The sequence below is a fragment of the Serratia sp. MF1(2023) genome, assembly GCF_030954545.1.
In the GTDB taxonomy this organism is placed as follows: Bacteria; Pseudomonadota; Gammaproteobacteria; order Enterobacterales; family Enterobacteriaceae; genus Serratia; species Serratia sarumanii.
The window spans coordinates 105,109-129,708 of the sequence record NZ_JAVHUX010000031.1; the positions used below are offsets into that span (position 1 = coordinate 105,109).

23 protein-coding genes, 1 tRNA gene and 1 pseudogene are annotated in these 24,600 nt (G+C 54.1%); 11 read left to right on the top strand and 14 right to left on the bottom strand.

Translation table 11 applies throughout. The features are described 5' to 3' along the window. Window positions 1–9 precede the first annotated feature (9 nt). A complete protein-coding gene (locus REA38_RS15865) occupies window positions 10–921 on the bottom strand; it encodes a LysR family transcriptional regulator (protein ID WP_033636572.1) in 912 nt (303 codons plus the stop codon). Window positions 922–1,042: 121 nt separating this feature from the next. Between REA38_RS15865 and REA38_RS15870 the strand changes: the two genes are divergently transcribed. Further along, entirely contained in the window at window positions 1,043–1,669 is a 627-nt protein-coding gene (locus REA38_RS15870; protein ID WP_043148290.1) for a LysE family translocator, read from the top strand. Window positions 1,670–1,721: 52 nt separating this feature from the next. Here the strand turns inward: REA38_RS15870 and REA38_RS15875 are convergent, their stop codons facing one another. Beyond that, window positions 1,722–2,969: an MFS transporter gene (locus tag REA38_RS15875; protein ID WP_308886213.1), complete on the bottom strand. Its 1,248-nt coding sequence runs from the start codon at window positions 2,967–2,969 to the stop codon at window positions 1,722–1,724. 217 nt (window positions 2,970–3,186) lie between these two features. Between REA38_RS15875 and REA38_RS15880 the strand changes: the two genes are divergently transcribed. Then, window positions 3,187–4,179 carry an acyltransferase gene (locus tag REA38_RS15880; RefSeq protein ID WP_047569913.1) on the top strand — a complete coding sequence of 331 codons (993 nt, stop codon included), beginning with the start codon at window positions 3,187–3,189 and terminating at the stop codon, window positions 4,177–4,179. Here the strand turns inward: REA38_RS15880 and REA38_RS15885 are convergent. The 3 genes from REA38_RS15885 to REA38_RS15895 all read right to left on the bottom strand — a co-directional run bounded on the left by REA38_RS15885 (window position 4,174) and on the right by REA38_RS15895 (window position 7,140). Continuing rightward, a complete protein-coding gene (locus REA38_RS15885) occupies window positions 4,174–5,097 on the bottom strand; it encodes a GlxA family transcriptional regulator (RefSeq protein ID WP_047569911.1) in 924 nt (307 codons plus the stop codon). The genes REA38_RS15880 and REA38_RS15885 overlap by 6 nt on opposite strands. Window positions 5,098–5,099: 2 nt before the next feature. Then, window positions 5,100–5,651 carry an isochorismatase family protein gene (locus REA38_RS15890; protein ID WP_033636578.1) on the bottom strand — a complete coding sequence of 184 codons (552 nt, stop codon included), beginning with the start codon at window positions 5,649–5,651 and terminating at the stop codon, window positions 5,100–5,102. A 100-nt stretch (window positions 5,652–5,751) separates the two neighbouring features. Continuing rightward, entirely contained in the window at window positions 5,752–7,140 is a 1,389-nt protein-coding gene (locus tag REA38_RS15895) for an amidohydrolase family protein (protein ID WP_308886216.1), read from the bottom strand. A gap of 206 nt (window positions 7,141–7,346) precedes the next feature. Between REA38_RS15895 and REA38_RS15900 the strand changes: the two genes are divergently transcribed. Together REA38_RS15900 and REA38_RS15905 are read left to right on the top strand one after the other, a co-directional pair. Further along, window positions 7,347–7,967, top strand: coding sequence for a nucleotidyltransferase domain-containing protein (locus tag REA38_RS15900; RefSeq protein ID WP_308886231.1), 621 nt, complete (start codon window positions 7,347–7,349; stop codon window positions 7,965–7,967). Further along, a complete protein-coding gene (locus REA38_RS15905) occupies window positions 7,918–8,358 on the top strand; it encodes a hypothetical protein (protein ID WP_041037267.1) in 441 nt (146 codons plus the stop codon). Before REA38_RS15900 ends, REA38_RS15905 begins: the two co-directional genes overlap by 50 nt. A 6-nt stretch (window positions 8,359–8,364) precedes the next feature. On the opposite strand, the gene REA38_RS15910 is transcribed toward REA38_RS15905, so the two are convergent. Beyond that, entirely contained in the window at window positions 8,365–9,219 is an 855-nt protein-coding gene (locus REA38_RS15910; protein WP_308886218.1) for a LysR family transcriptional regulator, read from the bottom strand. A 126-nt stretch (window positions 9,220–9,345) separates the two neighbouring features. On the opposite strand from REA38_RS15910, the gene REA38_RS15915 reads away from it, so the two are divergent. The 4 genes from REA38_RS15915 to REA38_RS15930 all read left to right on the top strand — a co-directional run bounded on the left by REA38_RS15915 (window position 9,346) and on the right by REA38_RS15930 (window position 13,482). Continuing rightward, entirely contained in the window at window positions 9,346–10,545 is a 1,200-nt protein-coding gene (locus REA38_RS15915; protein WP_308886220.1) for a cyanate transporter, read from the top strand. Window positions 10,546–10,620: 75 nt separating this feature from the next. Beyond that, complete coding sequence (locus REA38_RS15920) at window positions 10,621–11,964, top strand: esterase-like activity of phytase family protein (RefSeq protein WP_308886221.1); 1,344 nt, start codon at window positions 10,621–10,623, stop codon at window positions 11,962–11,964. A gap of 97 nt (window positions 11,965–12,061) precedes the next feature. Beyond that, window positions 12,062–12,156, top strand: a tRNA-Sec gene (locus tag REA38_RS15925). Window positions 12,157–12,318: 162 nt separating this feature from the next. Continuing rightward, a complete protein-coding gene (locus tag REA38_RS15930; RefSeq protein ID WP_308886223.1) occupies window positions 12,319–13,482 on the top strand; it encodes an integrase arm-type DNA-binding domain-containing protein in 1,164 nt (387 codons plus the stop codon). Between the two features lie 28 nt (window positions 13,483–13,510). Here the strand turns inward: REA38_RS15930 and REA38_RS15935 are convergent, their stop codons facing one another. The 4 genes from REA38_RS15935 to REA38_RS15945 all read right to left on the bottom strand — a co-directional run bounded on the left by REA38_RS15935 (window position 13,511) and on the right by REA38_RS15945 (window position 16,486). After that, complete coding sequence (locus REA38_RS15935) at window positions 13,511–14,896, bottom strand: ATP-dependent endonuclease (protein WP_374213796.1); 1,386 nt, start codon at window positions 14,894–14,896, stop codon at window positions 13,511–13,513. Between the two features lie 26 nt (window positions 14,897–14,922). Further along, window positions 14,923–15,177 (bottom strand): AAA family ATPase, encoded by a 255-nt coding sequence (locus REA38_RS24575; protein WP_374213797.1) that lies wholly within the window; start codon window positions 15,175–15,177, stop codon window positions 14,923–14,925. Window positions 15,178–15,509: 332 nt separating this feature from the next. Beyond that, window positions 15,510–15,764, bottom strand: a complete 255-nt coding sequence (locus tag REA38_RS15940; RefSeq protein ID WP_015376189.1) for an ogr/Delta-like zinc finger family protein — start codon at window positions 15,762–15,764, stop codon at window positions 15,510–15,512. Beyond that, window positions 15,761–16,486: an NAD-dependent aldehyde dehydrogenase gene (locus REA38_RS15945; RefSeq protein ID WP_308886226.1), complete on the bottom strand. Its 726-nt coding sequence runs from the start codon at window positions 16,484–16,486 to the stop codon at window positions 15,761–15,763. Before REA38_RS15945 ends, REA38_RS15940 begins: the two co-directional genes overlap by 4 nt. A 530-nt stretch (window positions 16,487–17,016) precedes the next feature. On the opposite strand from REA38_RS15945, the gene REA38_RS15950 reads away from it, so the two are divergent. Both REA38_RS15950 and REA38_RS15955 read left to right on the top strand, forming a co-directional pair. Continuing rightward, window positions 17,017–17,280: an AlpA family transcriptional regulator gene (locus tag REA38_RS15950; RefSeq protein ID WP_308886228.1), complete on the top strand. Its 264-nt coding sequence runs from the start codon at window positions 17,017–17,019 to the stop codon at window positions 17,278–17,280. Next, window positions 17,277–17,522, top strand: coding sequence for a hypothetical protein (locus REA38_RS15955; protein WP_308886229.1), 246 nt, complete (start codon window positions 17,277–17,279; stop codon window positions 17,520–17,522). The genes REA38_RS15950 and REA38_RS15955 overlap by 4 nt, the downstream gene beginning before the upstream one ends. A gap of 90 nt (window positions 17,523–17,612) precedes the next feature. Here the strand turns inward: REA38_RS15955 and REA38_RS15960 are convergent. The 4 genes and pseudogenes from REA38_RS15960 to REA38_RS15975 form a co-directional block, all read right to left on the bottom strand. Then, window positions 17,613–18,521: pseudogene (locus REA38_RS15960) on the bottom strand (HlyD family secretion protein); the annotation flags it as partial. Between the two features lie 214 nt (window positions 18,522–18,735). Further along, a complete protein-coding gene (locus tag REA38_RS15965; protein ID WP_076741048.1) occupies window positions 18,736–19,035 on the bottom strand; it encodes a hypothetical protein in 300 nt (99 codons plus the stop codon). Window positions 19,036–19,131: 96 nt separating this feature from the next. Beyond that, window positions 19,132–19,413, bottom strand: a complete 282-nt coding sequence (locus REA38_RS15970; protein ID WP_076741047.1) for a glycine zipper domain-containing protein — start codon at window positions 19,411–19,413, stop codon at window positions 19,132–19,134. A 13-nt stretch (window positions 19,414–19,426) separates the two neighbouring features. Beyond that, window positions 19,427–20,194, bottom strand: a complete 768-nt coding sequence (locus REA38_RS15975; RefSeq protein WP_110612106.1) for a Fic family protein — start codon at window positions 20,192–20,194, stop codon at window positions 19,427–19,429. Between the two features lie 458 nt (window positions 20,195–20,652). On the opposite strand from REA38_RS15975, the gene REA38_RS15980 reads away from it, so the two are divergent. Beyond that, window positions 20,653–24,441: a pcar gene (locus tag REA38_RS15980; protein ID WP_308886230.1), complete on the top strand. Its 3,789-nt coding sequence runs from the start codon at window positions 20,653–20,655 to the stop codon at window positions 24,439–24,441. Window positions 24,442–24,600: the final 159 nt, after the last annotated feature.

The window sequence follows — 24,600 nt, forward strand, 5'->3', positions numbered from 1 at the left end:
CGAATTCCCCTACCCGATAAATCTGACGGCGGCCCGGCTGACGTCGGGCGTCTGGGCGGTCAGAAACGCCTGTAAGCGTTCGATCAGCGGCCGCTTCGCCGATTCTTCCGGCCAAACCAGATAGTAACCGTCGCCGGTACGCACGGCGGCGTCACAGGGCAGCGCCAATAACCCCTCCTCAATCGTCCGCAGGCTCAGCGCCAGATCGCCGATCGAGACGCCGTGCCCGGCGATGGCCGCCGTGTTGCCCTGTTCCAGCGAATCAAATACCTGGCCGCGCGTGAGATCGATCGGGGCCGCGATGCCGCTTTTTTGCAGCCAGCGCCGCCAGTCGCGCCGATCGGGCGAAGGGTGGATCAGCGGGCAGGCGGCGAGATCGCGCTGCCCGTCGGCGAGCAGTGCAGGGGCGCAAATCGGGATCAGCCATTCGTCGAACAGCTTGGCGGCGGCGGTGTTGGCGCCGAAGTGGCCGTTGCCGAGCAGGATGGCGCAGTCGTAGGGTTCGCTGAAAAAATCCACGCTGTCGATGTCCATCCAGACGCTGGCTGCCTGCACCTCGAACGCCTGCGCCGTTTGCCGGAACCGGCTCAGGCAGTCCAGCAGCCAGCGCAGGGTCAGCGTGGAGGGCGCCTTCAGCCGCAGCAGATCGCGGTGGCTTCTGAACAACTCGCACGCTTGCTCGATGCGGCCAAACCCTTGCTGCAGCTCGGCGGCGAAGATTTTCCCCTGCGGCGTGACCTCGATGCGCGGGCCGTTGCGCTGGAACAGTCGACAGCCGAAGTGCTGCTCCAGCGTTTTGATGTGCTTGCTGACGGCGCTCGGGGTGAGATGCAGCTCCTCGGCGGCCAGCGTGAACGAGCCGGTGCGGGCGGCGCTTTCGAAGGCGCGCAGGGCGTAAAGCGGCGGAAGGGAACTGGCCATCGAGGCGTCTCTAATAATGAGTCTGATTCACAGTAAACGACAGGATTACTCCTTTTTCAAGGCGGGGGTGGCGGCAGGATAATGGCGCGACGCCAACTGACTGAATGTGAGTGAAATAAAGATGAACCTGTCGTTGCTGGCGGCGTATTTCGCCGCCATTTTCTTGCTGATCGCCACGCCGGGGCCGGTGGTGGCGATGGTGGCCAACACCGCGGCGCGCTTTGGTGCCCGGCGCGCGCTGTTGACTGCGCTGGGCAGCAACGGGGCCTCCTTGTTGCTGATCGGCATCGCCGCGCTGATTATCACCGGGCTGTTCGCGGTGGATATGCGCTTGCTGCAGTGGATAGGCCTGCTGGGTTGCCTGTTTATCGGCCGTATGGCGATCGTCTCGCTGTATGAGGATTTATCCGCGCGAACCCCGGATGCGCAGCCCGTTGCGCCGCCGCAAAAACGCTCGGCGATCCTGACCGGTTTTCTGGTGGGCATCGCCAACCCCAAAGACATTATCTTCTTCGTCGCTTTTTTCCCGCAGTTTATCGCCGTCACCCCCTCGATCGGCGCCAGCCTGACGCTGTTGACTGCACTGTGGGTGCTGGCGGACTTCGCCATCTTGCTGGCCTATATCACCCTGCTGTCTGGAACGGCGCTGCAGCGCGCGCGGCGGGCGATCTCTGTCCTGTCGGCGTTGCTGCTGTTGGGGGTGGCGGTGGTGGGAGCGGGGTATGCGCTGTGGGGGCTGCTCGGCTGAAGCCGCATAAAAAACGCCGGTCGGGAAACCGGACCGGCGTTTATCGTGGCGTTTAAGCCGCGCCGGTCGGCTGCGGCGTGGGGTCGCCGTTGCGGCGTTTGCCGATAAACAGCGCCACCAGCGTCAGCCAGCACAGGCCGCTGATGAAGTTGAACAGGTTGAACAGCCCGCTGCCGCCCCAGACGTAGGCGACCTTGGCCAGCTCGATGCCGACGGTGAACACCATCATGCTCAGCATGCCCATGGTGGCCGACACGGTGCCTTTGCTGACGTTGCTGGAGAACAGCGTCAGGCGGTACAGGCCGGCGTTGGCCAGGCCAATGCCGAAGGCGTACAGGCTCAGGCCGGCGGTCATCCACAGGTAGGCATGGCTGGAGAACTGGGTCGCCAGCGCGGCGATCAGCAGCCCCAGCAGCATCGGGCCCGCGCCCAGCTTGATCAGGCGCTCCACGCTGTTTTTGCCGGTCAGGCGTGCCAGCGTCAGGTTGCCGAGGATCAGCGCGCCGAACACCGGGATTTGCAGCAGGCCGTAATCCAGCGTCGACAGCGACTCACCGCTGATCAGGATCACCGGTGACTGGGCGATCCAGGCCAGCAGCGGCAGGCTGGCGAAACCGATCGCCAAAGCGCCGCACAGGAAGCGGCGGTTGCCCAGCACCTGACGGTAGTCGCGCCACAGGTTGGCGGCGGAAAACGCCTCGCCCTGCAGCGTGGCGGTTTCCGGCATGGCTTTCCACAGGCCGTAGAAGGCGATGGCCGCCAGCGCGGCGAACAGCACGAACATGCTCTGCCACGGCGCGACGTGGATCAGCGCCGCGCCGGCCAGCGGCCCGAGCAGCGGGGCGATCAGCGCCACGTTGGCCATCAGCGCGGTGATCTTGATGCACACCGATTCTTCAAACGACTCCTGGATGGTGGCGTAGCCGACCGCGCCGATAAAGCACAGGCCGATGCCCTGCAGGAAACGCATGGCGATGAACTGCTCGATGGTGGTGACCAACAGGATCGCCAGGCAGGAGACGATAAAGAACGCCACTCCGGCCAGCATCACCGGGCGGCGGCCGCGGCGATCCGACAGCGGACCGAGCAACCACTGCAGGAAGATGCCGCCGGCCAGATAGGCGGTCATCGAGGTGGGCACCCACTCTTCGCCGGCGTTGAAATCCGCCACGACGGCCAGCATGCCCGGCTGAATCATATCGTTGCCGATATAAGTGGCGAACTCGAACAGCACCAGACAAAGAGGGAATAAAAGCGCCTGTCGGCCCAAACGTGCCGCAGGTGGTAATGTCGTTTTCATATTATTGTACTGATAGTAAAAGAGAAAAAGGAACTGCCAGGGCGGGAAGCGCAAACTGAGCGAGTTGTGGCGGCTATTTTGCCGCCAATTGTTCACCTTCGCAATCATAAGGTGTTGTTTAAGTGCATTCTGATATTTCGCTTTTGGGTTGTCGCCGAACGCCGTGCCCGATAACCTCTTCTTAACATATCAATATGACACAAGATCGGGCGAGCGTTTGAGCGAGAAAATCGGCTGGATAGACAATCTGCGGGCGATAGCGTGCATGATGGTGGTGATGATCCACGCCACCACCTATTACGTCACCAACGGCGCGGCGATAGGGCTGCACAACTGGGATATCGCCAACGCGCTGAACTCGCTGTCGCGCGTGTCGGTGCCGCTGTTCTTCATGATTTCCGGCTACCTGTTCTTCGGTGAAAAGAGCGCCGGCCGGCGGCATTTCACCCGTATCGCCTGCTGCATTCTGTTCTACAGCGCCATCGCGCTGATCTATATCGCGGCCTTCACCAAGATCGGCTTCTGGCCGTCGCTGCGCGCCATCCTGCAAAAGCCGGTGTTCTACCACCTGTGGTTTTTCTACGCTATTACGGTGATTTACCTGCTGTCGCCGCTGATCAGCGTCAAGCCGGTGTCGCGCCGTTACCTGGCCGCCGCGCTGGTGGTGTTGGCGGCGATCGCCAACCCGAATACCGACAAGCTGACCTTCGGCAATGCGCACCTGCTGCCGGTTAACCTGTATATCTACGGCGATACCTTCTACTACCTGCTGTATGCACTGGCCGGGCGGGCGATTGGCATGATGGAGGCGCGCGGGCGCGCCGTGGGCTGGCTGGCGGCGCTGGGATTTGCGCTGTGCGCGGTGCTGATCGCGCGCGGCACCAAGCACCAGCTGTTCATCAACGGCAACTTCGCCGATACCTACTACATCTACAGCGGCCCGCTGGTGTTTATGGCGGCGGTGGCGCTGCTGGTGTGGGTGAAACACTGTCTGCCGCAGCCGATCGGCTGGTTGAGCGCGTTCTCCCGCCATTCGCTGGCGATCTACGGTTTTCACGCCCTTATCGTCAACGTGATGCGCAGCCGGCACCTGGATTTCACCGGCCACCCGCTGCTGGATATCTTCTGGGTGTTCGGCGTGGCGCTGGGGCTCAGCCTGCTGCTGTCTGTCGGCCTGCAGCGGCTGGATACCCGCCGGCTGGTGTCATAGCGGCGAGCGCTGGCGCTGCTGGGCGCGGCGCAGCTGCCGCCCGGAAGAAAAGCCGGCCGCCAGCGCGGCCTTCTCCAACCCATACCCTTGCTGCAGGCGCTGTTGCGCCACCGCCAACCGCAGCTGCTCATGATACTCCCGCACGCTGATGCCGACGTGGTTGCGAAACAGCCGCGCCAGGTGGCGGCTGCTGACGTGCGCTTTTTCCGCCACCTGCGGCACTGACCAGTCGGCCTCCGGCTCGGCGGCCATCACGTCCTGCGCGCGGTGTACCGCCGGGTGCAGGTGGTTGCGATAGCGCAGCCAGGGCGACAGCTGCGGATCGTCCCCGGCGCGGCGGAAATAGACCACCATGTCGCGTGCGACGTCGCGCGCCCGGCCGGAGCCGCAGTGGCGGTGGACCAGGTGCAGCGCCAAATCGATGCCGGTGGTGATGCCCGCGCTGGTGTAGACGCCGCGATCTTCGACGAAGATACGGTTCTCTTTCACCTGCGCCGCCGGCGCCTGCCGGCGGATACGCTCGATGACGTCGTGGTGGGTGGTGCACTGATAGCCGTCGAGCAGCCCGGCCTGCGCCGCCAGCAGCGCGCCGGAACAGATGCACACCAGGGTGATGCGCTGCCGCTGCAGATCGGGCCGCAGCGTCGCCAGCCAGCGGCGCGCCTGCTCGGCCTCTTCCCCGGCGAAATAGCGCTGCGAATCGCCGACGCCCGGCAGCACCAGAATGGCGCCGTCTTCCAGGCGTTCGGGCAACGGCTGCAGGCCGCTCAGCGTCATGCCGATGGAGCAGACGATCTGCGGCGCCGGGCTGAGATAATGCAGGCTGAACTGCCCGGCGAGGCGCAGGGTTTCCGCCGGGCCGCTGACGTCCAGCGACAGCACGTTGGGCAACAGCAGAAAATAGACGGCCTGCGACATGGTTACTCCTGTGCGAGTTGCGCCAGCGCCTCATCCACGCTGGCGATGCGGGCGAAACGATCGACCAGTACGGTTTCAGTATGCCGCTTCAGCTGCGCGGGGGTAAAGGTTTCACCGTCGGGATGACGCATCGGGAAGGTCAGCGTCGCCTCGGTGACGAAGGTCACCCGATAACCGAGATCGGACGCCACCCGGGTGGTGGTTTCGCAACACTGTTCGGTGCGGATGCCGGAGACGATCAGGTGGTTGATATCCCGCTCGCGCAACCAGGCGTCGAGGCCGGATTCGGTCAGCGCATTGTGTACGTGCTTATGCACGGTGATATCCGCCTGGTGGGTGAGGAACGGCAGGCGCTGCACATGGCCCGAAGCCAGCGAGAACGGCCCCTGCGGCGAAACGTGCAGCACATCGACCAGCGCTGCGCCGCGTTGTTGGCAACCCGCGATCAGGCGCGTCAGCGCCTGCTGAAACGCCGGCAGATCGTCCTCCTGCCAGAATGGACGGTGCTGGAATGATTGCTGGACATCGATGATCAATAACGCGCTCTGTGACATTTTCGGCCCTCCGCCTGTGTGTGTAGCGACCATCTTGCGCCGCTCCTTACTCTGGCAGAAGGCCAAAAACGGCCATCATGATGACAACAGCGGACCGACCTTAGGCTTTGCTCACCTGGCCGGCCACCAGACGCCCCTGATGGAAGGTGGCGCTGCGCGCCGGCAGGCGGGCGACCGCCTCGGCGGAACAGCTGGCGTTGACCAGCACGAACTCGGCGGCGTCGCCGGCTTTTGGCCAGGCGCGCTGGCCCTTATCGTCCAGCGGCAACACGCCGCCGGTGGAGATGGCCATGGCGCGCGACAGGTGATACTCGTCGGAGCCACGGTACAGCTGGGCGTACAGGTTGGCCTTCTCCAGGATGTCGCCGGTGCCGAACGGCGACCAGTGGTCGATCACGCTGTCGGTGCCGGTCATCACGAACACCCCTTTCTCGCTGAGCTGCGGCAGCGGCATCATCAGGCCGCCGATCGGCACCGTGGAGGCGATGGTGATCTGCTGCGCCGCCAGCCGGATGGCGGTTTCCGCCAGTTCGCCCGGCGTCAGCGTGGTCAGGGCGAAAGCGTGGCTGATGGTGACCTTGCCGCGCAGCGCCGGGTTTTGCTCCACGGTGGCGATCATATAGTTGATGGCGGCGACCCCGGCCGGGCTGGTCTCATGCAGGTGGATATCCACGCCTTTGCCGGTATCGAGGGCGATCTGGAACATGGCGTCCAGCGATTGCTCCATCGCGCCGTCGACGTTGGTCGGATCCAGCCCGCCGACGTACTGCACGCCCATCTGCATCGCTTCGCGCATCAGCGTATCGACCTTGGAGTGCAACAGCCCGTGCTGCGGGAAGGCGACGATTTCACAGCTGAAGTCCGCCCGGTGGTTTTCCAGCGCGCGCTGCAGGTGTTCCAGGCTTTTCAGGCCACTGACCGGATCGATATTGCAGTGGCTGCGCGCCACGGTGCTGCCTTTGGACTGCAGCAGGGCGATCAGATTTTCCGCCCGCTGCTGCGAGGTGGGCAGCAGTTTCGGGATCAGCGTCTGCTCCAGTGCGATCATGTCCATGATGGTCTTGCCCTGGCGCGGGCGCGGCGCCTGCCACGGGCCGCTGTAGAAGGTTTTGTCCAGGTGGATGTGCATGTCGCGAAACGCCGGCAACAGCAGCTGGCCCTGCGCCTTATAGCGGGGCACGCCGGCGGGCAACGCGGCGTTGGCGGCGTGAATGGCGGCGATCTTGCCGTCTTTGATCTCCAGCGTGTACAGCGCAGTGCGGGTGCCGATCACCGTTTCGCCGTCGTATTCAAAGCCGTCTTCCTGCCGCACCTCGCTCAGGCAGTAGTGGCGATCGGTCAGGGTCATCGGTGCCGGTGCGCACTGCCCGTCGCCCGGTGACGCGGCCTGCGCCATGCCGCCCGTCAGGCCGATCACCGCGCAGGCGGTGGTAAGTTTGCCGGTTTGGCTGAGGAAGGCTCTGCGGCCCGGTTGTTGAGGGTTTTCCACGTTCGGTTCCTTAATCCAGAGGTGAGGGGTGAAAACATCCCCCAATTTAGGAGAGGAACCGGCCGGTTGGCAGCGACATTTGCCACTGGTGACTATTCGATTTGGTAATGATCGGCGTCTGCCGGTGGGATGGTTCTCCTGGCTTGCTCTTTCGCAGCTTTAATGGCTACATTTGTAGTCATTAAAGCTACATTGAGGCCAGCGTGATGCACGATCCGATGCTCGAATTACTGTTCAGCGAATACCGTAGAAAAGTGCTAAGCCTGCTGTTTATTGAAGCCGGGCAGGCGTTTCATGTGCGAGAAATTGCGCGGCGCACCGCAACTCAGGCCGGGACTTTACATAAAGAGTTGAGCAGGCTGGCTGAAGGCGGCATCTTGCTCAGGCAGCGGCAGGGCAACCAAATTTGCTATCAGGCTAACGCCGATTGCCTGATTTTTCCCGAGTTGGCGGCGATTTTCCGCAAGGCTTGCGGGCCGGCTGCGCACTTACGGCAGGTACTGACTGGATTTGGGGAAGACATCGAACGGGCTTTCATCTTTGGTTCCGTCGCCAGTGGCAAAGCGACGGCGGCCAGTGATATTGATGTTCTGATCGTCGGTAAACTGTCTTTTGCGGATGTGATTCAGGCGGTTTATCCGCTGCAGGAAACGCTGGGTCGGGAAATTAACCCCAAACTGTACTCGCCGGAAGAGTGGCGAGCGGCTTTGGCCGAGAACTCCGCGTTTATTCAGGACATTATGGATAAACCCCAACTTTGGATTGCGGGAGACAAGGATGACGCTGGACAATCTTGTCGGGCTGGGACTGGAGGTGATAACGCCTGACGCGGGGGCGATTAAAAAATTGCTGGCCGCCGCTGCTCGCAACCGACGCGATGCGGGTATCACTCAGCTCAGCAATGAGAGCCGTTTCGACACGGCATATAAGGCTGTCATGCAAATGGCTAATGCCGCTTTACAAGCCAAAGGATACCGCACGCTGACCAGCAAGCCCGGCCATCACCAGATCATGATCCAATCGTTGCCGCTCACCGTAGGGCTGCCGCGCGAGGAAATGATCTGCCTGGACGCATTGCGAAAGCAGCGCAATGTGGCGGATTACTCCGGCGACTTGGTGACGGACGCGGCGGTACAGGCTTGCCTTGAGCAGACAGAGGCGCTGTGGGGGCGGCTTATCGACTGGCTGCAACGTGAATATCCGCAGATAGTGGCGTAAGCAGCCTCACTTCAACCCGCAAAACACCGCCAGCCGCTGGGCCAGCGACAGCGTGGCGGCGAGGGCGCCGTCGCGGTAGTAGAGCGCCAGTTCGAAGCTGTCTATCGGCGGCAATCCTTCGGCTTCGCCCAGCACCCGATGCGTGGGCAGACGGCAGCCGGCCGGCAGCAGGGTGACGCCCAGCCCGGCGGCGGAAGCGGCGGTCAGCGCCGCCAGGCTGGCGCTGCTGTAGCCGATGCGCCAGCGTTTGCCGAGGTTGTCCAGCGCCTGGCACAGCTCGTCGCGGTACAGGCCGCTGAGCGGAAATACCGCCAGCGGCACCGGCGATTGCTCGATGGCCGGGAAGGCCAGGCTGTCCAGCCACAGCAGCGGTTCCGGCCGCGCGGCGCGCGGCGGTTGCCGGCGGCGCTGCTTCACCAGGATCAGATCCAGCTCTTCACGCGCGTAGGCGCTGTGCAGATCGGCGCTCAGGCCGCTGGCGACGTCCAATCGCAGGTGTGGGTGCTCGCGGCTGAATTCGGCCAGCAGTTCGGTGGTGGGCACGGCGAAATCCTCCGGCATGCCGATCCGCAGCACGCCGTCGCGCCAGATGCCGGTCAGCGCGTCGTGGGCCTCTTCATTCAGCGCGATGATGCGGCGCGCGTAGCTCAACAGCTTGACGCCTTCTTCGGTCAGCAGCACCTGATGCGAGGAGCGCTCAAACAGCGGCTTGCCCAGCATCTCTTCCAGCCGGCGCACCTGCTGGCTGACGGTGGACTGCGACAAAAACACCCGCTCTGCGGCGCGGGTGAAGCTGTTGCTGTCGCATACGGCGACGAAGCTGAGCAGCAGCTGCGGATTGAACATCGGGTAGCGATTCATTTTCCCACTGTTGGCTATTTTATTATTTAATTTCCCAATACTAGCGGCGTTGCCTACAGTAACGCAACGCTGCGGCGATCGCGCTGTGACGCCGCACTCTTCATTTTGCAGTACCAGGAATATACCGTGTTAAATCATTCTGTTAATTCACCTTCTTCGCGCCGCTGGTTCAATCCCCTGTTGCTGGCGCTGGTGTTGATCGGCCTGAACATGCGGCCGCTGTTGACCTCGATCGGCCCGTTGCTGCCGACGCTGCGCCAGGCTACCGGGCTGAGCTTTGGCGGCGCGGCGCTGCTGACCGCGCTGCCGGTGCTGATGATGGGCCTGATGGCGTTGGCGGGGGGCGCCATCAACCGGCTGTTCAGCGAACGCAGCGCCGTGGCGTTGAGCCTGTTGGCGATCGGGTTGGGCGCACTTTGGCGCGAGCTGGCCCCCGGTAGCGTGCAACTGCTGATGAGCGCGGTGCTGGGCGGGCTCGGCATCGGGGTGATCCAGGCGGTGATGCCCGGCATCATCAAGCATCATTTCCTCAAAAGTATGGCACTGGTGGCCGGGCTGTGGTCGGCGGCGCTGATGGGCGGCGGCGGGCTGGGCGCGGCGATCACTCCGTGGCTGATGAGCATAGGGCACGACTGGCACAGCGCGCTGGCCTGGTGGGCATTGCCGGCGCTGGTGGCGCTGCTGGCCTGGTGGCCGGTCAGTCGCGGGCTGTCGCGCCTGGGCGCGGCGGGAGAAAACCGTGGGCCAAGCCTGCTGCGCAACCGGCGCGCCTGGCTGCTCGGCGCCTATTTCGGCCTGATCAACGGCGGCTATACCAGCCTGATCGCCTGGCTGCCGCCGTATTACATGCAGCTCGGTTGGCAGCCGCAGGCCAGCGGTTCGCTGCTGGCGCTGATGACCTTCGGCCAGGTGATGGGCGCGCTGCTGTTGCCGGCGCTGGCGCGCAATCATGACCGGCGGCCGCTGCTGCTGCTGGCGCTGATGATGCAGCTGATCGGCTTTATCGGCCTGATTTACCTGCCGCAGACGCTGCCGTGGCTGTGGGTGTTGGTTTCTGGGCTGGGGCTGGGCGGCGCGTTCCCGCTGTGCCTGGTGCTGGCGCTCGATCACCTGCACCAGCCGGCGGCGGCCGGGCGGCTGGTGGCCTTTATGCAGGGCGTCGGCTTCCTGCTGGCGGGCGTGACACCCTACCTCTCCGGCCTGCTGCGCGACTACAGCGGTGGCTTCGTGCTGGACTGGCAGATCCACGCGCTGCTGGTGGTGGTGCTGATCGCCATCACCTGGCGCTTCCACCCGCACAGCTACCGGCGGGCGTTCGCCGAATAATATTTCTGTCATTGCCGCTCCCTATAGTGACGTTGCTTTTACTTCTGGGCGATAACAACGAAAAGGGACAATGACATGCACAACACCAAAACCCGGCTGGCGCTGCTGGTCGGCTGCATGGCGCTGAGCGCCAACCTGTGGGCCGAGGCGCAGCCGGTACCGGCGACGCTGGCGGGGCATGCGCTGCTGCCGGTGAAATCCACCGTTTCCACGCCGAAGGACGCGCCGAGCGATCTGCAGCTGAGCGGCAAGTACACCAGCGGCAAACGCGTCACCGAGCTGGGCAGCGTGGCGGGCAAATCCGCCGATCGCCTGACCGGCCTCGGCCTGCCGATCGAAGGCCAACCGCTGCAGGGCCACTCCGGCATCAAACACATGCCCGACGGCACCTACTGGGTGCTGACCGACAACGGCTTCGGCAGCAAGGCCAACTCGCCGGACGCCATGCTGTATCTCAACCACTACAAGATCGATTTCAAAGACGGCACGGTCGCGCCGCTGAAGACGGTTTTCCTGCACGATCCGGATAAAAAGGTGCCGTTCCACATCATCAACGAGAGCACAGAGCAGCGTTATCTGACCGGCAGCGATTTCGATCCGGAAAGCTTCCAGTTTGCCGACGATGCCTTGTGGATCGGTGAAGAATTCGGCCCTTACCTGATCAAGGCCGACCTGAACGGCAAAGTGCTGGCGGTGTTCGACACCCAGGTGGACGGCAAGGTGGTGAAATCGCCGGACAACCCGACGCTGACCCAGCCGGGCGCGCCGGACGGCAAGCAGAACTTCCAGGTGGCGCGCTCCAAAGGCTTTGAAGGCATGGCCGCCTCGCCGGACGGCAGCAAGCTGTACCCGCTGCTGGAAGGGGCGCTGTGGGACGGCGAGCAGTTCGAGAACGTCGGCGGCAAACGCTACCTGCGGGTGCTGGAGTTCGACGTGAAACAGCAGGCCTGGACCGGCCGCAGCTGGCAGTACGTGCTGGAAGACAACCAGAACGCCATCGGCGACTTCAACATGATCGACGCCACCCACGGGCTGGTGATCGAGCGCGACAACGGCGAAGGCACGCCGGATAAAGCCTGCGCCGCAGGCGCGCCGACCGACAACTGCTTCAGCCAGGTGGCCAAGTTCAAACGGGTATATAAAATCGCCTTCTCGGACGCCAACGTCGGCAAACCGGTCGAGAAACTGGGCTATATCGACCTGATGAACATTCAGGATCCGAACAAGCTGGCGCGCAAGCCGCTGAATGACGGCGTGCTGACCTTCCCGTTCTTCACCATCGAGAACGTAGACGTGGTGGACGCCAACCACATCATCGTCGGCAACGACAACAACTTCCCGTTCTCCTCCAGCCGCCAGCCCAATATGGCGGATGACAACGAGTTCATCCTGCTGGACGTGAAGGATTTCCTGAAGTAGCGCTCCCCGGCCGCCGAATCGCCGGCGGCCGCCATTTCCCGCTTAGCGCAGCGAACAAACTGCGCTATAATCAGCGCCTTGCTTCTCCCTTCTCCAAGGAAGATCCTCGTCCCCGGTGGGGCGGCCGGACTTCAAATCCGGTTGGGGCCGCCAGCGGTCCTGGGCAGGTTCGACTCCTGTGATCTTCCGCCAAAGCTTGTCCGGGTAGTTCCTGAAAAGTCCATTAAAATGCATAAAATCAATTGATTGTGTGATTTTATTGTCCGCCGGTGCCCGTGCGTTACCGCCTGAATCCGAGAAAAATGTGTATAATGATGCGTATAATGTTTTTATACACAGAATCCACTTATACACATGCTCCTAACTGACATACAAATTCGACGTTCCAAGCCGCAGGAAAAGCCCTACACCCTCAACGATGGCCAAGGCCTGTCTCTCCTTATCAACACTGACGGGAGTAAAGGTTGGCGTTTTCGCTATCGCTATGCCGGAAAAGCCAAGCTAATGTCCTTTGGTACCTACCCTTTGGTAACGCTGGCCGATGCGCGAGAAAAGCGCGGAGAGGCCCGTAAGCAAGTTGCTAATGGCATTGACCCTGTAGCCGAGAAAAAGGCGCAAAAGCTCGCTCAGCAGCTTTCGGTTGAGAATTCCTTTGAAGCTATTAGCCGCGAGTGGCACACGAACAAGGCTGACCGGTGGACGCTGGCCTACAGGGAAGAAATCATGCGTACCTTTGAGCAGGATGTGTTTCCATACATTGGTCAACGTCCGATTGCAGAAATTAAGCCCTTAGAGTTGCTAGAAGTGCTGCGACGCATTGAGAAGCGTGGGGCATTGGAAAAGACCCGTAAGGTACGCCAGCTCTGCGGAGAGGTATTCCGCTACGCAATTATTACCGGTAGGGCGGAATATAATCCAGCCCCAGATCTCGCCAGCGCGCTAGCCGTTCCAAAACAAAAGCACCATCCGTTCCTTTCGGCCGAGGAACTACCTTACTTTGTTAAGGATTTGGAAGGATATACTGGTAGCATCATCACTAAGAATGCTGCAAAGATCGTTATGCTGACCGGTGTACGCACACAAGAAATGCGTTTTGCTACATGGGAAGAAATTGATTTTGAACGGGGTATCTGGGAGATCCCCGCCGAACGTATGAAAATGCGCCGCCCGCACATTGTACCGCTCTCTACTCAGGTGGTTGAACTGTTTAAACAACTTCAACCGATCACTAGTCACTATCCTTACATTTTCATTGGACGAAACAACCGCAGAAAGCCTATAAGTAAGGAAAGCGTGAACCAGGTGATCGAGTTGCTGGGATATAAGGGGCGAGCCACTGGTCACGGCTTCAGGCATACAATGTCTACCATCCTGCATGAACAAGGCTTTGAATCTGCATGGATTGAGATGCAGCTAGCGCATGTGGATAAGAACGGTATTCGAGCGACTTATAATCATGCTCAATATCTGGAAAAACGTCGAGATATGTTGCAATGGTATAGCGATAGTCTTTATTAAAAATTACGGCAGCAGAGGCTGCCGTTTTTTATTTTTTATTTTGTTCTTTACTCTCGATTGCTTTCTCTATGGTATCGCAAACATTAATCCATCGAGTTGCCCATGCATAATCTTCATCTCGTTCATGGTTACACATGAAATTGAGAAAGTGTTTCTTTTTATATTCATTTACCTTGAAAGGTTCAATGGCTCCAGATGCATCTTCTGAATAATTGTCAAACCATGATGGATTTTGTTGGTATGCATCTTTTATCCATTTGTCAATAAATAAACCTTCAATTGCATAATGGCTTCTGATTGAAACAAACTCCTTGTTTGGATTAAATGGTAGTTTTAATTTTTGTTGTATATATGATTGGATGTTTTGACGTTCATTTGTCCCCTCATAATCACCATCAAAAATACTAATACAGATGGTTTCTTTTTGTATGTAACTATAATTTGCTCTTAAAAAACCAGTTAGAAATTTAACGCCACCGAACTCTTCTAATTTTGCCGCTCTAAGTTTTGGCCACTTGTTTTTTAAATTTTCATTTTGTGCTGTTGTTTCTAAAAACCAGCTTATATATTCTTTGTCGGTAGGGCCCTCAAGGAATAGATTATAATTGTCAAGGCTAAAGAAATCACTAAATCTTACTCCGAGAGAGTCTCTGATTTTTTGGGTTGCCTCTAAAAATGTTTTGAATTTGTTATTTGTAGTGTGACCTTCGCTGTTTTTTTCAATGCCGATGACTTTTCTTGTGTCTTGATTTACAAATGATAATGAATGCGTTGTTAAGATCACATAAGCGTGATCTTTTAAATTGTCGAAAATTTTATTGCAACTTCTAGTTAGCTCTGGGTGTAGAAATGATTCAGGCTCTTCAATTAACCATATAAGATTCTTGTCTTCTTCTTTTTTTCTTTTTGAAATCCAAGAAAATGTTGAAAATAGTGATGTGCATTGAATTCCCATTCCTTTGTTAAATATATCAGTCTCCTCTGTATCTTTTATCGAGAAGTCAAAGCCGCTTATTATTTTTTCTAATTGATCATCAGGTACTTTAAATGCAGTTGTGTAGCCCATAATTCCACAATTTTCAAGCTCTTTATCTACACTTTTTGATATTTCTTTTAAGCCCGATTTAAGAGACTGTAATGAGTTACTTAATTTCTCTGATGCAACTTTTCTCAAATAAGGCACGACTAATGTAGTATATAGCTGCTCAACACTTTTCGCTGAGGGAACATATATACAGTCGAAGCTTGTTAATAACTTGTCGACTAACTTTCTCTCTAAATAAGTATAGCTGTTGGATGTAACACCTTCTTTCCTCTTCACTCCTTTAAAAAAAGCATATGAAGGATTTCCTTTTGTGGAGAACGTAAGATAAAGATTAACCTCATTCAAATGCTGAGATGTTATTTCGACCATGTCAAATAATTCATTGAATTGGTCCTTCAGAGGATCGTTTTCCTCAAATTCGAATGTGGCAGTGAAACTAGACTGTCCTCCTTTGCTACCAAATGGTATATCCCTTTTGTAACTATATGAGCTATCATCATCTTTTGCTGAAAAAAAGTTTTTATCCCTTTTAATATATTTGTTTTGCCACAGTTATTTGGTCCAACGATAGATAAACCTTTTAACGTGTCTAATTTAATCTCAGAATGTATTGAACGATAATGATTGATTCTGAAAGCTTTCAGTAACATGTGACCTCTAATTTTAAGTTAGCTAATCCCTGATCTTTTATCTTTGACCATACGTTGAGTCAAGTCTGATAACAATTTATCTGCGCGCAATGCTATCCCCGCCTCGCCTGCGCGCTTCATGTGTCGCTTTTCATGCAGTTGCATGAACGGCCGCAGGCCGCGCCAGTACTGGTGCAACACGGGATAAAAAGTGCATTTTCTTGCATGCAAAATCATGCACCCTATGCATGCACGCGCAATTTGTGGCTGGCTAGCCAGGAAAAAGGCTGTTTTGGGCGAGGCGAAAGAGAAATGCCCCGCGATGCTGTCGAGAGCGGCGGGGCGGAGTGTGATTAGTGCAGAGTTGGATTGCTGTTGTAACGGCGATAGCGGTTCAACGTCCGTTTCTCCGGCGGTGGCAAGGCGTTCTCATCGACCGGTTGCGCTTGTATCGGCTGGCACAGGATTTTATCGACGCTTTCCACCGTCTTGAATGTGCAAGAACAGGTTAGGCTCTGACATTGGTAATACGCCTCTTTCGTCCGCTCCGTGATATAGCGACTGGTGCGGGTATAGGACGCATGGGTGCACAGCGGGCAGCGCATCATGATTGGGCCCCTTTCTCTTGCAGCAGACGGCGTTTTTCCGCCAGTTCTCTTGCCACTTGCGTCCGGCGAATTGGACTTCTTTGCAGCTCCTGCAATACACCAGTTTGTTCCGGTATCGTCAGGCCAATCTCATTCAGCACCGGGTGGTCGATATTTTGCATTGCCGTGGCAACGTTAATATGGCCCCGCCGCGTTCCCAGCAGCTGTTGCTCAATCGCTTTCACCGGATCATCCCCATAAACGCTATACGCCTTTTTCGCCAGCGCGCAGGCCTTGACAATCTCAGGGCTGATGAGCGCCTTGCTCAGTGCATCCACGGCTTGGCCCATTGCATGGTCAGCAAAGGTTGTGAGGGCGTCTTTATGCGCGGCCACCACCTTCGGAGCCGCTCCTCCGCAATCAAGATGAAACTCTATTTTGTCCAGTTCCATCTCTTCAATCAGGCCGTCGAACTCTTTCGCCAGCTCCCGCTTGGAAATCCGGCTGTGGTGTTGCGCTTGCAGTTCCGGCGTCATTTCTCCGCGCAGTTTGCGAAACAGGGTGCGCCACTGGCTTTCTGCCTCCTGGCTCTGCACTTCGGTGTCTTTCTTCTGTTGGTGGCAGCGGGCAATGCCGGTTACGACGTCGGTCAACGCCTGATAGTTTTTGTCGTGGGCGGCGCGAGCGTCACGCAGGGCTTGCAGTTTATCGGTGATGTATTTCGGTAAGGCGGTGGTGCTCATGGTCATGTCTCCGGTGTCAGTCAATGTGAAGCTATTCTGCTGACCGCCGTACAACATCGCCATTCATCCCGGTTGGACTATCCCCAGGACAACAGCCTTGGGCGCTGATGAGAAAACCATCAAGCCGTTTTTAGTTTTACCTAAAACTATTCACTACTATTCACCTAAATAAAAAATATAGATAAATCAGTGAATAATAGGGTGAACACTTCTCACTTAACTCTTCACCCGGTGTTCACCACTGTTCACCCAGCCCAAAACAGCCTTTTCCCTGGCTAGCGGTGGTTAGTCTGTTTATACCTATTTATTAGCAATGAATTCATTGTTGAAAACTATGGGGCAATGTTGAGGAAGGGTGAGGAGTAGTGAGGATTGCTGAGCTATTATAATTTGTTGTTTTTATGACCATTTCTTAATGAATCACACAACAACGCCTTGTTGCCACCCCGGTAAATATTCACATAATAGGGCGCTACCGAAGTTCACACAGTCCCGCCCAGCGTTGGCCGGACACAAAGAGGTAGCGTTTTATGTTGACCGTTTCCACTCCCACCCCATCCACCCCGTCGCCGGTTATTCCTGGCGGTTACACCCCGCGCGAGCGCTTTATTCGATTGCCGGAAGTGCTCTACACCACCGGCTTGTCCCGCTCCACCGTGTACGAGATGATGAGTCGCAAGCAGTTCCCGGCCCAGGTCTCCCTCGGCGGTAAAAACGTCGCCTGGCTGGCCTCTGAGGTCGAGCAATGGATGGACGAACGTATCGCCAACCGTCACCAGGGGGCCGCCGCATGATGCAGTTAACCTTTGGTCGCCAGCATTTCACCCTCGATGAGCGCGACGCGCTGTTTGTGGCGGAAGCTATCCTGTTGCAGCGTAAAGAGCCTGGCGTCCTCTTGCCGGATCACCGCAGCGAAAAACACGGCGTTATTCGTCTGGCGAGTCGCCAGGCTGAGCCGCGCCTGTTTCGCGCCGGGCCGGTTCCGCTGACCTGCGCGGCGGCCGATACCCGCAACGACCCGCTTACCGACTGTTGATCACTATGCAATCGATTGAACGTCCGGGGGCGTCTTACGGCTTGCCCCCACGTCCGGCCCTGCGCTATAGTCCTCCCGCTGCCGCACAATCGGCACCCACAGCACGAGGGCGTAGTGATCGATGTCGTGGGGGATCACCTGCAGCAGACTGTCGCCGACGTTAACCATTTGGCCAACCGTGACGCTCAGCGAATCGATACGGCCATCGGCCAGCGCACGAACGACGATCGCTCCACCGGCATCGATGTTGAGCCGCTCTTTCTGCAGCTCGTAGCGCTGCAGCTCCATCTGGTAGATCTGGTTGTCGAAGTTGGCGGCCTGGGTATGGATCTGGCTTTCCAGCGCGGTGATCTGCAGCGCATTCTGTTCGTTCTGGCCGGACAGGCCCAGTAGGTTGTTCTGCTGCTGGTAATACAGGGCCACCTGGTTGGTGAGCTGATCCTTGTTGATCAGTCCCTTGGTCTGATAGTGCCGGTAGTTCTCCATGTTCTCCTTCATGATGCGTATCCCTTCCTGAGCACGCCGAAGGATGTCGGTTGAGCGTGAGAACGCGGCGGTATATTGCGCCTTCTGTTTTTCCAGCATTGTGAGCGTGGCCTGCTTGCTGCTTTCCAGTCGGCTGATGATTTGCGCAATGCGTGCCAGCTGGCCATCGATATCCCGCTGCTGGTTATCGCTGACGACACCACTGCGAGTGCTTTTGCTGACGTCAATCTGGTAAATGGGCGCTCCGGCGGTGATCACCTGCCCTTCGGTGACAAATTGTTTGACGACTACCCCCTGGACGGAAGAATAGACGTTGGCGGCACGCGGATAGGTGCTGACCTCACCGGTCACATTGACCCGTCGGGTATAGGTACCGGCGATCACGAAGGTGAGAAATGCAATGAGAAAAAACAGGCAGAGCCCTGCTATGAGCCAAAAGGGAATGCCGGGAAGGAGGAGCGCCCGGCCACGCCATTTCATTTTCTGATTATCGATCGCTTCCTGGCGAAACACTATTTGGGATCCTTGGTTATGCGGTGATAAACATCGTGCTTTTTGCAATCACATTAACCAGTGAATAGCGACACTGCGCACTCACCTTAGCTGAAACCAAACTTACAGCCAGTACAACGTGCTTGTCAAACCACTTATCAGCAGTGCTAATGAATATGACTCGCTGTTCGATCATGTCCTTCAAATGATAACCGTGAGCACTGGGTTAAATTCCTTAGCCTTTAAATACATCCTTGTTTTTCAATAACATCCTTCTTATTATAACATTCATTCCAATAAAAGCGCTCACGACATAGCCCACCATAACAATGAATGAATTGTGTAATATTTCATTATTAAATTTCACATCATTTAAAAGAATGATGATAAACCATGGGAGCATGGAAATGGCCAGTACACCTAATGTATCTGACATGTTTTGCCCCAAAAATGCTTTTCGCCAGCGCTTCACTCTTTCTTTTAGTGGTAAGTTTTTCAGTTCCGGAATGCTCTTCAGCGTCCAATAAATCTTCATTTACCCACTCCAAAAGTCTAAACAATAGAAATATTATGTCTGGTCATGATGGGCAGTCAAACCAATATTAAATGTTTAACTACCCAGTCTGCATTTTTACCAATGGTTATCCGTACCAATTCCCGCAGGAGTCATCGAGACGTTATCTGGCTCATGATAGTTCTCACCAATTTTTCCACCGATGTAATCACCGACACCTGAACCAATCAAAGCACCTCCAGGGCCACCGATAACACCGCCAACGTAAGCACCAACGCCACCGCCAACTGTAGAGCCAACAGAGCTCAGCAATTCACGCATCTCTTCAAGATCTCTGTCCTCATCAGATTGCTGACCGCCTGCGACAAGTAACATATCCTTCTGCGACAATATTTCCATTTCTCTATCCTCTTTAGCTAAGTTTACATGGCTTTGGGGTGAAAAAACTGACGATGTTATAATGAAACAAAATAATCTCATCCCATTCTGAGAATATCAGCGCTTGCCGCAAACGGATAAAATACCCACCTTGTGATAGATGATAAATATCATGAAGGGGAATATAGTTGTCATGGCATCGTTTCAACATGGCATTGATGAGCAATCTGCAAAATCGGCCGTTTCCGTCATAAAATGGATGGTAGGCAAGCAAGGCTGTTGAACTGATCACCGCTGAGTAAAGGTTATTAAAGGGGGCATTAATAATAATGGCCCATATATTACGCAATCCATCGACCAAGTGTTTCGCATCAATAAACCGGATGTAATGCCCATTTTTATCTGATGACGTGCGCATGGCTGTCTTTCTAATACCAGGTTTTATCGGATTAATTTTGCCAGACCAGAAAGTTAAAAAGGCCAGAAAACAATCGAACTTGGCCCGCATTATCATGCGATTATAATCATCTGAGAACTGATTAATTAGTGCTGTTTCCAACAATGTTCTGCCGTCGTTTTTTATATCTTTCTGATTAGTTAGGTAATGGGCACTGAGTCGGTGTGTTAACCTATTGATCTCTTCATTAGGAAAACCAACAACTCGATCATGCCCCTTACTTGTTTCACTGGAGAGGAGATATGTCGATACAATGGCTTCCAAAGAAGCGAGTTTCTCTCTCGTCACGGCGGAAAGCGTTGTTATATCTGGGAGTCGTAACGGTGTGAGTTGGATGACGTTCATGTCGTTTTTCCCTAAATAACCGAATCACACGGAATCGGGAAAAGCTTATCATTTTGATAATTCATGTTTGTTAATTTTTTGTGAACTTCCTATGAAGCTGGTTTTATCGCCCTGCCACTTCATTTATCAACGCGATTATTTCGTGTTGACGCTATCGGTAGTGTAAACCGCCAACGCACTACGCGAATGATGGCGTACACTCAGCCCGAAAGCACCGAGCTCAGTTCGGCAGTCGCACAACGTTTTCTACGGCGAAAATCAAGATAAGGGGAATTATGCGTAACTGCTGGCGTGATCCAAAAACCGGAAGTCGGCTCTTATCATTCCAGGTGTCCAGAAAGACTCCTTCTTTATAGTTTTGCCTTTGTTATCTTTTCTGTTTTCAGGCGATATAATGCCGGTTAAACAAACAATGTTGGGTGAACAACATGCAAAGACCACCCCGAACGGAAGCTCTGATGCCGGTACTCAGCGCCGATGATGCTCAGGAAGAACAAATACATATCGCTTATGAACCTCTGACCCCCTCAGTCATTGAGGATGAAAAAGCGCAAAGCTATATCGAAGCACTGAATTTTGCTTGTTCTCGCCCGGATATCAGAAACATTGCTGTCACTGGCCCGTATGGTGCAGGTAAAAGCTCTGTATTACTGACGTGGGAAAAAGCAGAAAGCAATGACTTCAGGATGATGACCGTGTCTTTGGCTGATTTTGAAATGCAGCAAGCGTCATCCGGAGATACCAGTGTGGGGGATGACAAAACCGACGGTGATAAAGCTGATAAAAAAGCGGCTAAAGCTGAAGAAAAAACAATTGAGTACAGCATCCTGCAACAGCTGCTCTACAAAGAGAAAAAAAGTGTGTTGCCATATTCCCGTCTGGAGCGCATTTCTGACGTTAGCGCGCCTCAGATTGCCATGATGGCCGCCAGCCTGTTACTCATACTTGCATTGACGGCAACTGGCCTGCTTTTTCTATTCCCTGATTACATCAGTGCGAAGCTTTCTCTGCCGAAAGAGCTGAGTCAGTTTCTCCTGGCTTTGCCTATACTCGCTAGGGTTGGTGGCGCAGGGATATTTCTTTTTTTTGCCTTATTCCTTGCACTGAAGAAATTGCACCGTACAGGGGTATTTGACCGCCGCGTCAGTATTGATAAAGTTGACGTACTGAAAGGAGCGATTTCTACACGCCCTACAGCCCCTTCTCTTCTCAATGTATACATTGATGAAATCGTCTACTTCTTCGAACAGACGCAATACAATGTGGTTATATTTGAGGATCTTGACCGTCATAACGACGGCGCTATCTTCATCAAGCTCCGTGAGATAAATCAGCTCATCAATAACTGCCTTCCCGCTGATAAACCTGTGAGATTTATCTACGCTGTCAGGGATAATCTCTTCAGCACGCCAGAATCACGGACAAAATTTTTTGATTTTGTCATGCCGGTGATCCCGGTAATGGACAGTGAGAATGCCTCTGAGCATTTCTTTGGAAAATTTAAATATGATGAACTTAAACAAGATGGCTTCAGAGACTGTATTACCAGACTGGCTCTGTTTATTCCTGACATGAGGGTGATGCATAATATTGCCAACGAATTCCGGCTTTACAGGAATATTGTGAATAACGGAGAGGATCTTAAACGACTGATTGCACTCATTGCCTACAAAAACCTTTGTGCCGAAGATTATCACGGAATAGATCAGAAAAAAGGGGTACTTTACAGCATTGTTTCCGAGTATACATCTGGTAAATTAAGAGACGAGTTTTGCAGCGAACTGAAAGGCACAATGGAAGCTTGTCTTTATGAGCTATCTCAACTGCTGAATGAACGAGTGGTCACTGAACATGAGTTAAGAAGTGAAATCCTGCAGTCATATATCAGTGAAAGAACGGCATCAACATTGCACTTTATGAGTAACAATGGTACTTATTATAACATTGAAGAGGTCATCGAAAACGAAGATTCGTTTCTTTCATTGCTGAATAACAGCCCCATTGCTATTAAACCTAAAGGGTATAATATAAATATAGCAATGCTTGATAAAAAGACAGCAGAGGTTTTAAAGGAAGAATATGAAGAAAGACATGCCATTATTACAAATAAAATAAATGGCAAAATTTCTCACTTAGAAAATTCAATCCAAAAAATCAAACACGATATTCAGAACACATTTTCGTATGACCTCGCGTTTTTTATCAAGAAGATAGGAATAGAGGGTTTTGGAAAACGTGTTGCAGGCTATGTAACTTCTGATAATCACGACAAAACGTCCTTATCTGATAACGTGGGAAGACTTGAGTTTATATATTTTCTTTTATCTTATGGCTATCTATCAACTGACTACATGGCCTACCGTTCCGTATTTATACCGGGTAGCCTGAGCATAGAAGACAATAACTTTATCAGGGCTGTGACGTCAGGAAGAATACCGGATGAAACGGAAAAAATGTCCCTCAGCAATGTTGCTAACACCGTGGCGAAATTGCGTAGATTGGGCATGCTGATGCATGAAAATGCATGGCATCCTCAGATTCTCTGGCACCTTATGTACAATGATAAGGTTTCCCTGAAGACTATATTGGGAATGCAGGTGGAACCTGGAGCACAAGAGCGGATGGTAAGACTGGCCAATGATATCTTCCCTCGTTGGGAACCCACTCTGCAGCTGAAATATATCAGGTTATTGGTCGACGGGGATGGCAACTTGTCCAAAATTATCCACCAGATTGGGAGCTTGAATGATATTGAAGCTCAACACACTCTGCTCCCGTTGTTACTGTCCTTACCGGCACTGCCTTGGAACGTCGTCTCTAAGAGAGAGCGGGAAGAGCTACAGCGACTCATTGATTCTCACGTTAATATCCTAACAGCCATATCTGAGGACTGTGCTCAGACTTTCTGTGAAAACCTGCGGAATTCAGACTGTCGCCTGACTAATATCCCTTTGGTCCAGAGCAACTCCGTCAAGAAAACTTTGCATTCGGTGGCACAGGAAAAACTGTGGGTCTATTCCACATCCAACCTGCAAAACCTCTGTTTTTCACTCATCCATGAGATAGAAAACAGCAGTGAATCCTTACGTAAAAAACCTTTAAAAACAATAAAATCGCTTCATATTTCGAACCTTGAAGCCTATGTTTATGAAAACATATCATCGTTTATCCGTGATATTTTTATTCACTCCGAAGAAAGAGAGCTCATTCCTGACCTCCTTAATTCGGCATTGGTTGACTGGAATGATGCAGAGTGCCTAACAGTCAGTATGAAGTTTATGCTGGAAGACGTAACGGTTATCCTAAACAAAGAAAATAACGAAACAACAGAAACTAATCATGATAGAAACCTTTATTCACTTCTGACGCATCATAATCACATTACCCCTTTATGGAACAATGCGGTTTTTTTACTTGATGAAGATGCGTCAGTTGCCGCTGATACATTTTGTGAATGGCTCAATATTAATTACGCTTTATTGCCAAATGAAACATTACCTTTGACTGAGGTTCAGCTCTCGCAGTTACTTATAAAAGTAGTATCTTCAGAAAACATCAGTAAAGATGCACTTGTCGCGGTAACCAAGACATTCAGATTATCTCTTATTAAGTTGCCTGACAGCTTGCCGCTGAACAATGCGGCAGTACTGATGGATCAGAAATGGTTAGCTCCAACCGCTAGTGTCTTTGAACAACTTTATCAGGCATTTTACGAAGAGGGTGACGGATTGACACCGCTTCTTTATGATCTGATTTGTATCCGTCCCGCCTTGTTGAATGAGAACTACGAGCTTGTTTTGTATGCTGATGAAGAATTTGACCGACGCATTACCCGGTTACTTCTGAATGGCGGTAAGATATCTGATGAACTCTGTATCAGTATCCTGAACTGGCTCTGGGATAAAGATGAGGCACTGTTCTCTGATGGGCCGCTTCTCAGCCTGCAAATCCTGACTCGGCTCTCAGTAAAACTGACCAGCGACCGACAGAAGCACGCACTGCTGATACAATGTTTGAAAGATGAAAGGGCGCCGCGCACATTTATCAGGTCAGTGCTGATGACTTTCGGGCATTCGGATTATGCCGCTTTTCTTATTGAGAGGAGTCACCGCAGCATTGTGTATTCAGACTCGATGTGGCATTTGGCCACCCAGTTGGGAAAAAGCGAATTTATCAGGCCACCAAAAACCACTCACGACAGTACACGTATCCGTATAGAGCCATTAACTAGCGCTAAAAAAGAATAAGCCGAACGTAGGTGAAAGGTGCGTATTCTGACCCAACGTGAACATCCATTCTGGCGGAACGTGAACGCTATTTCTGGTTTTGCGTGAACGCGTATTCCGGCGGAAAATACCACGATTTTGCACCATGACCAGAATCACTGTTCATTTTGCCAGAATCGG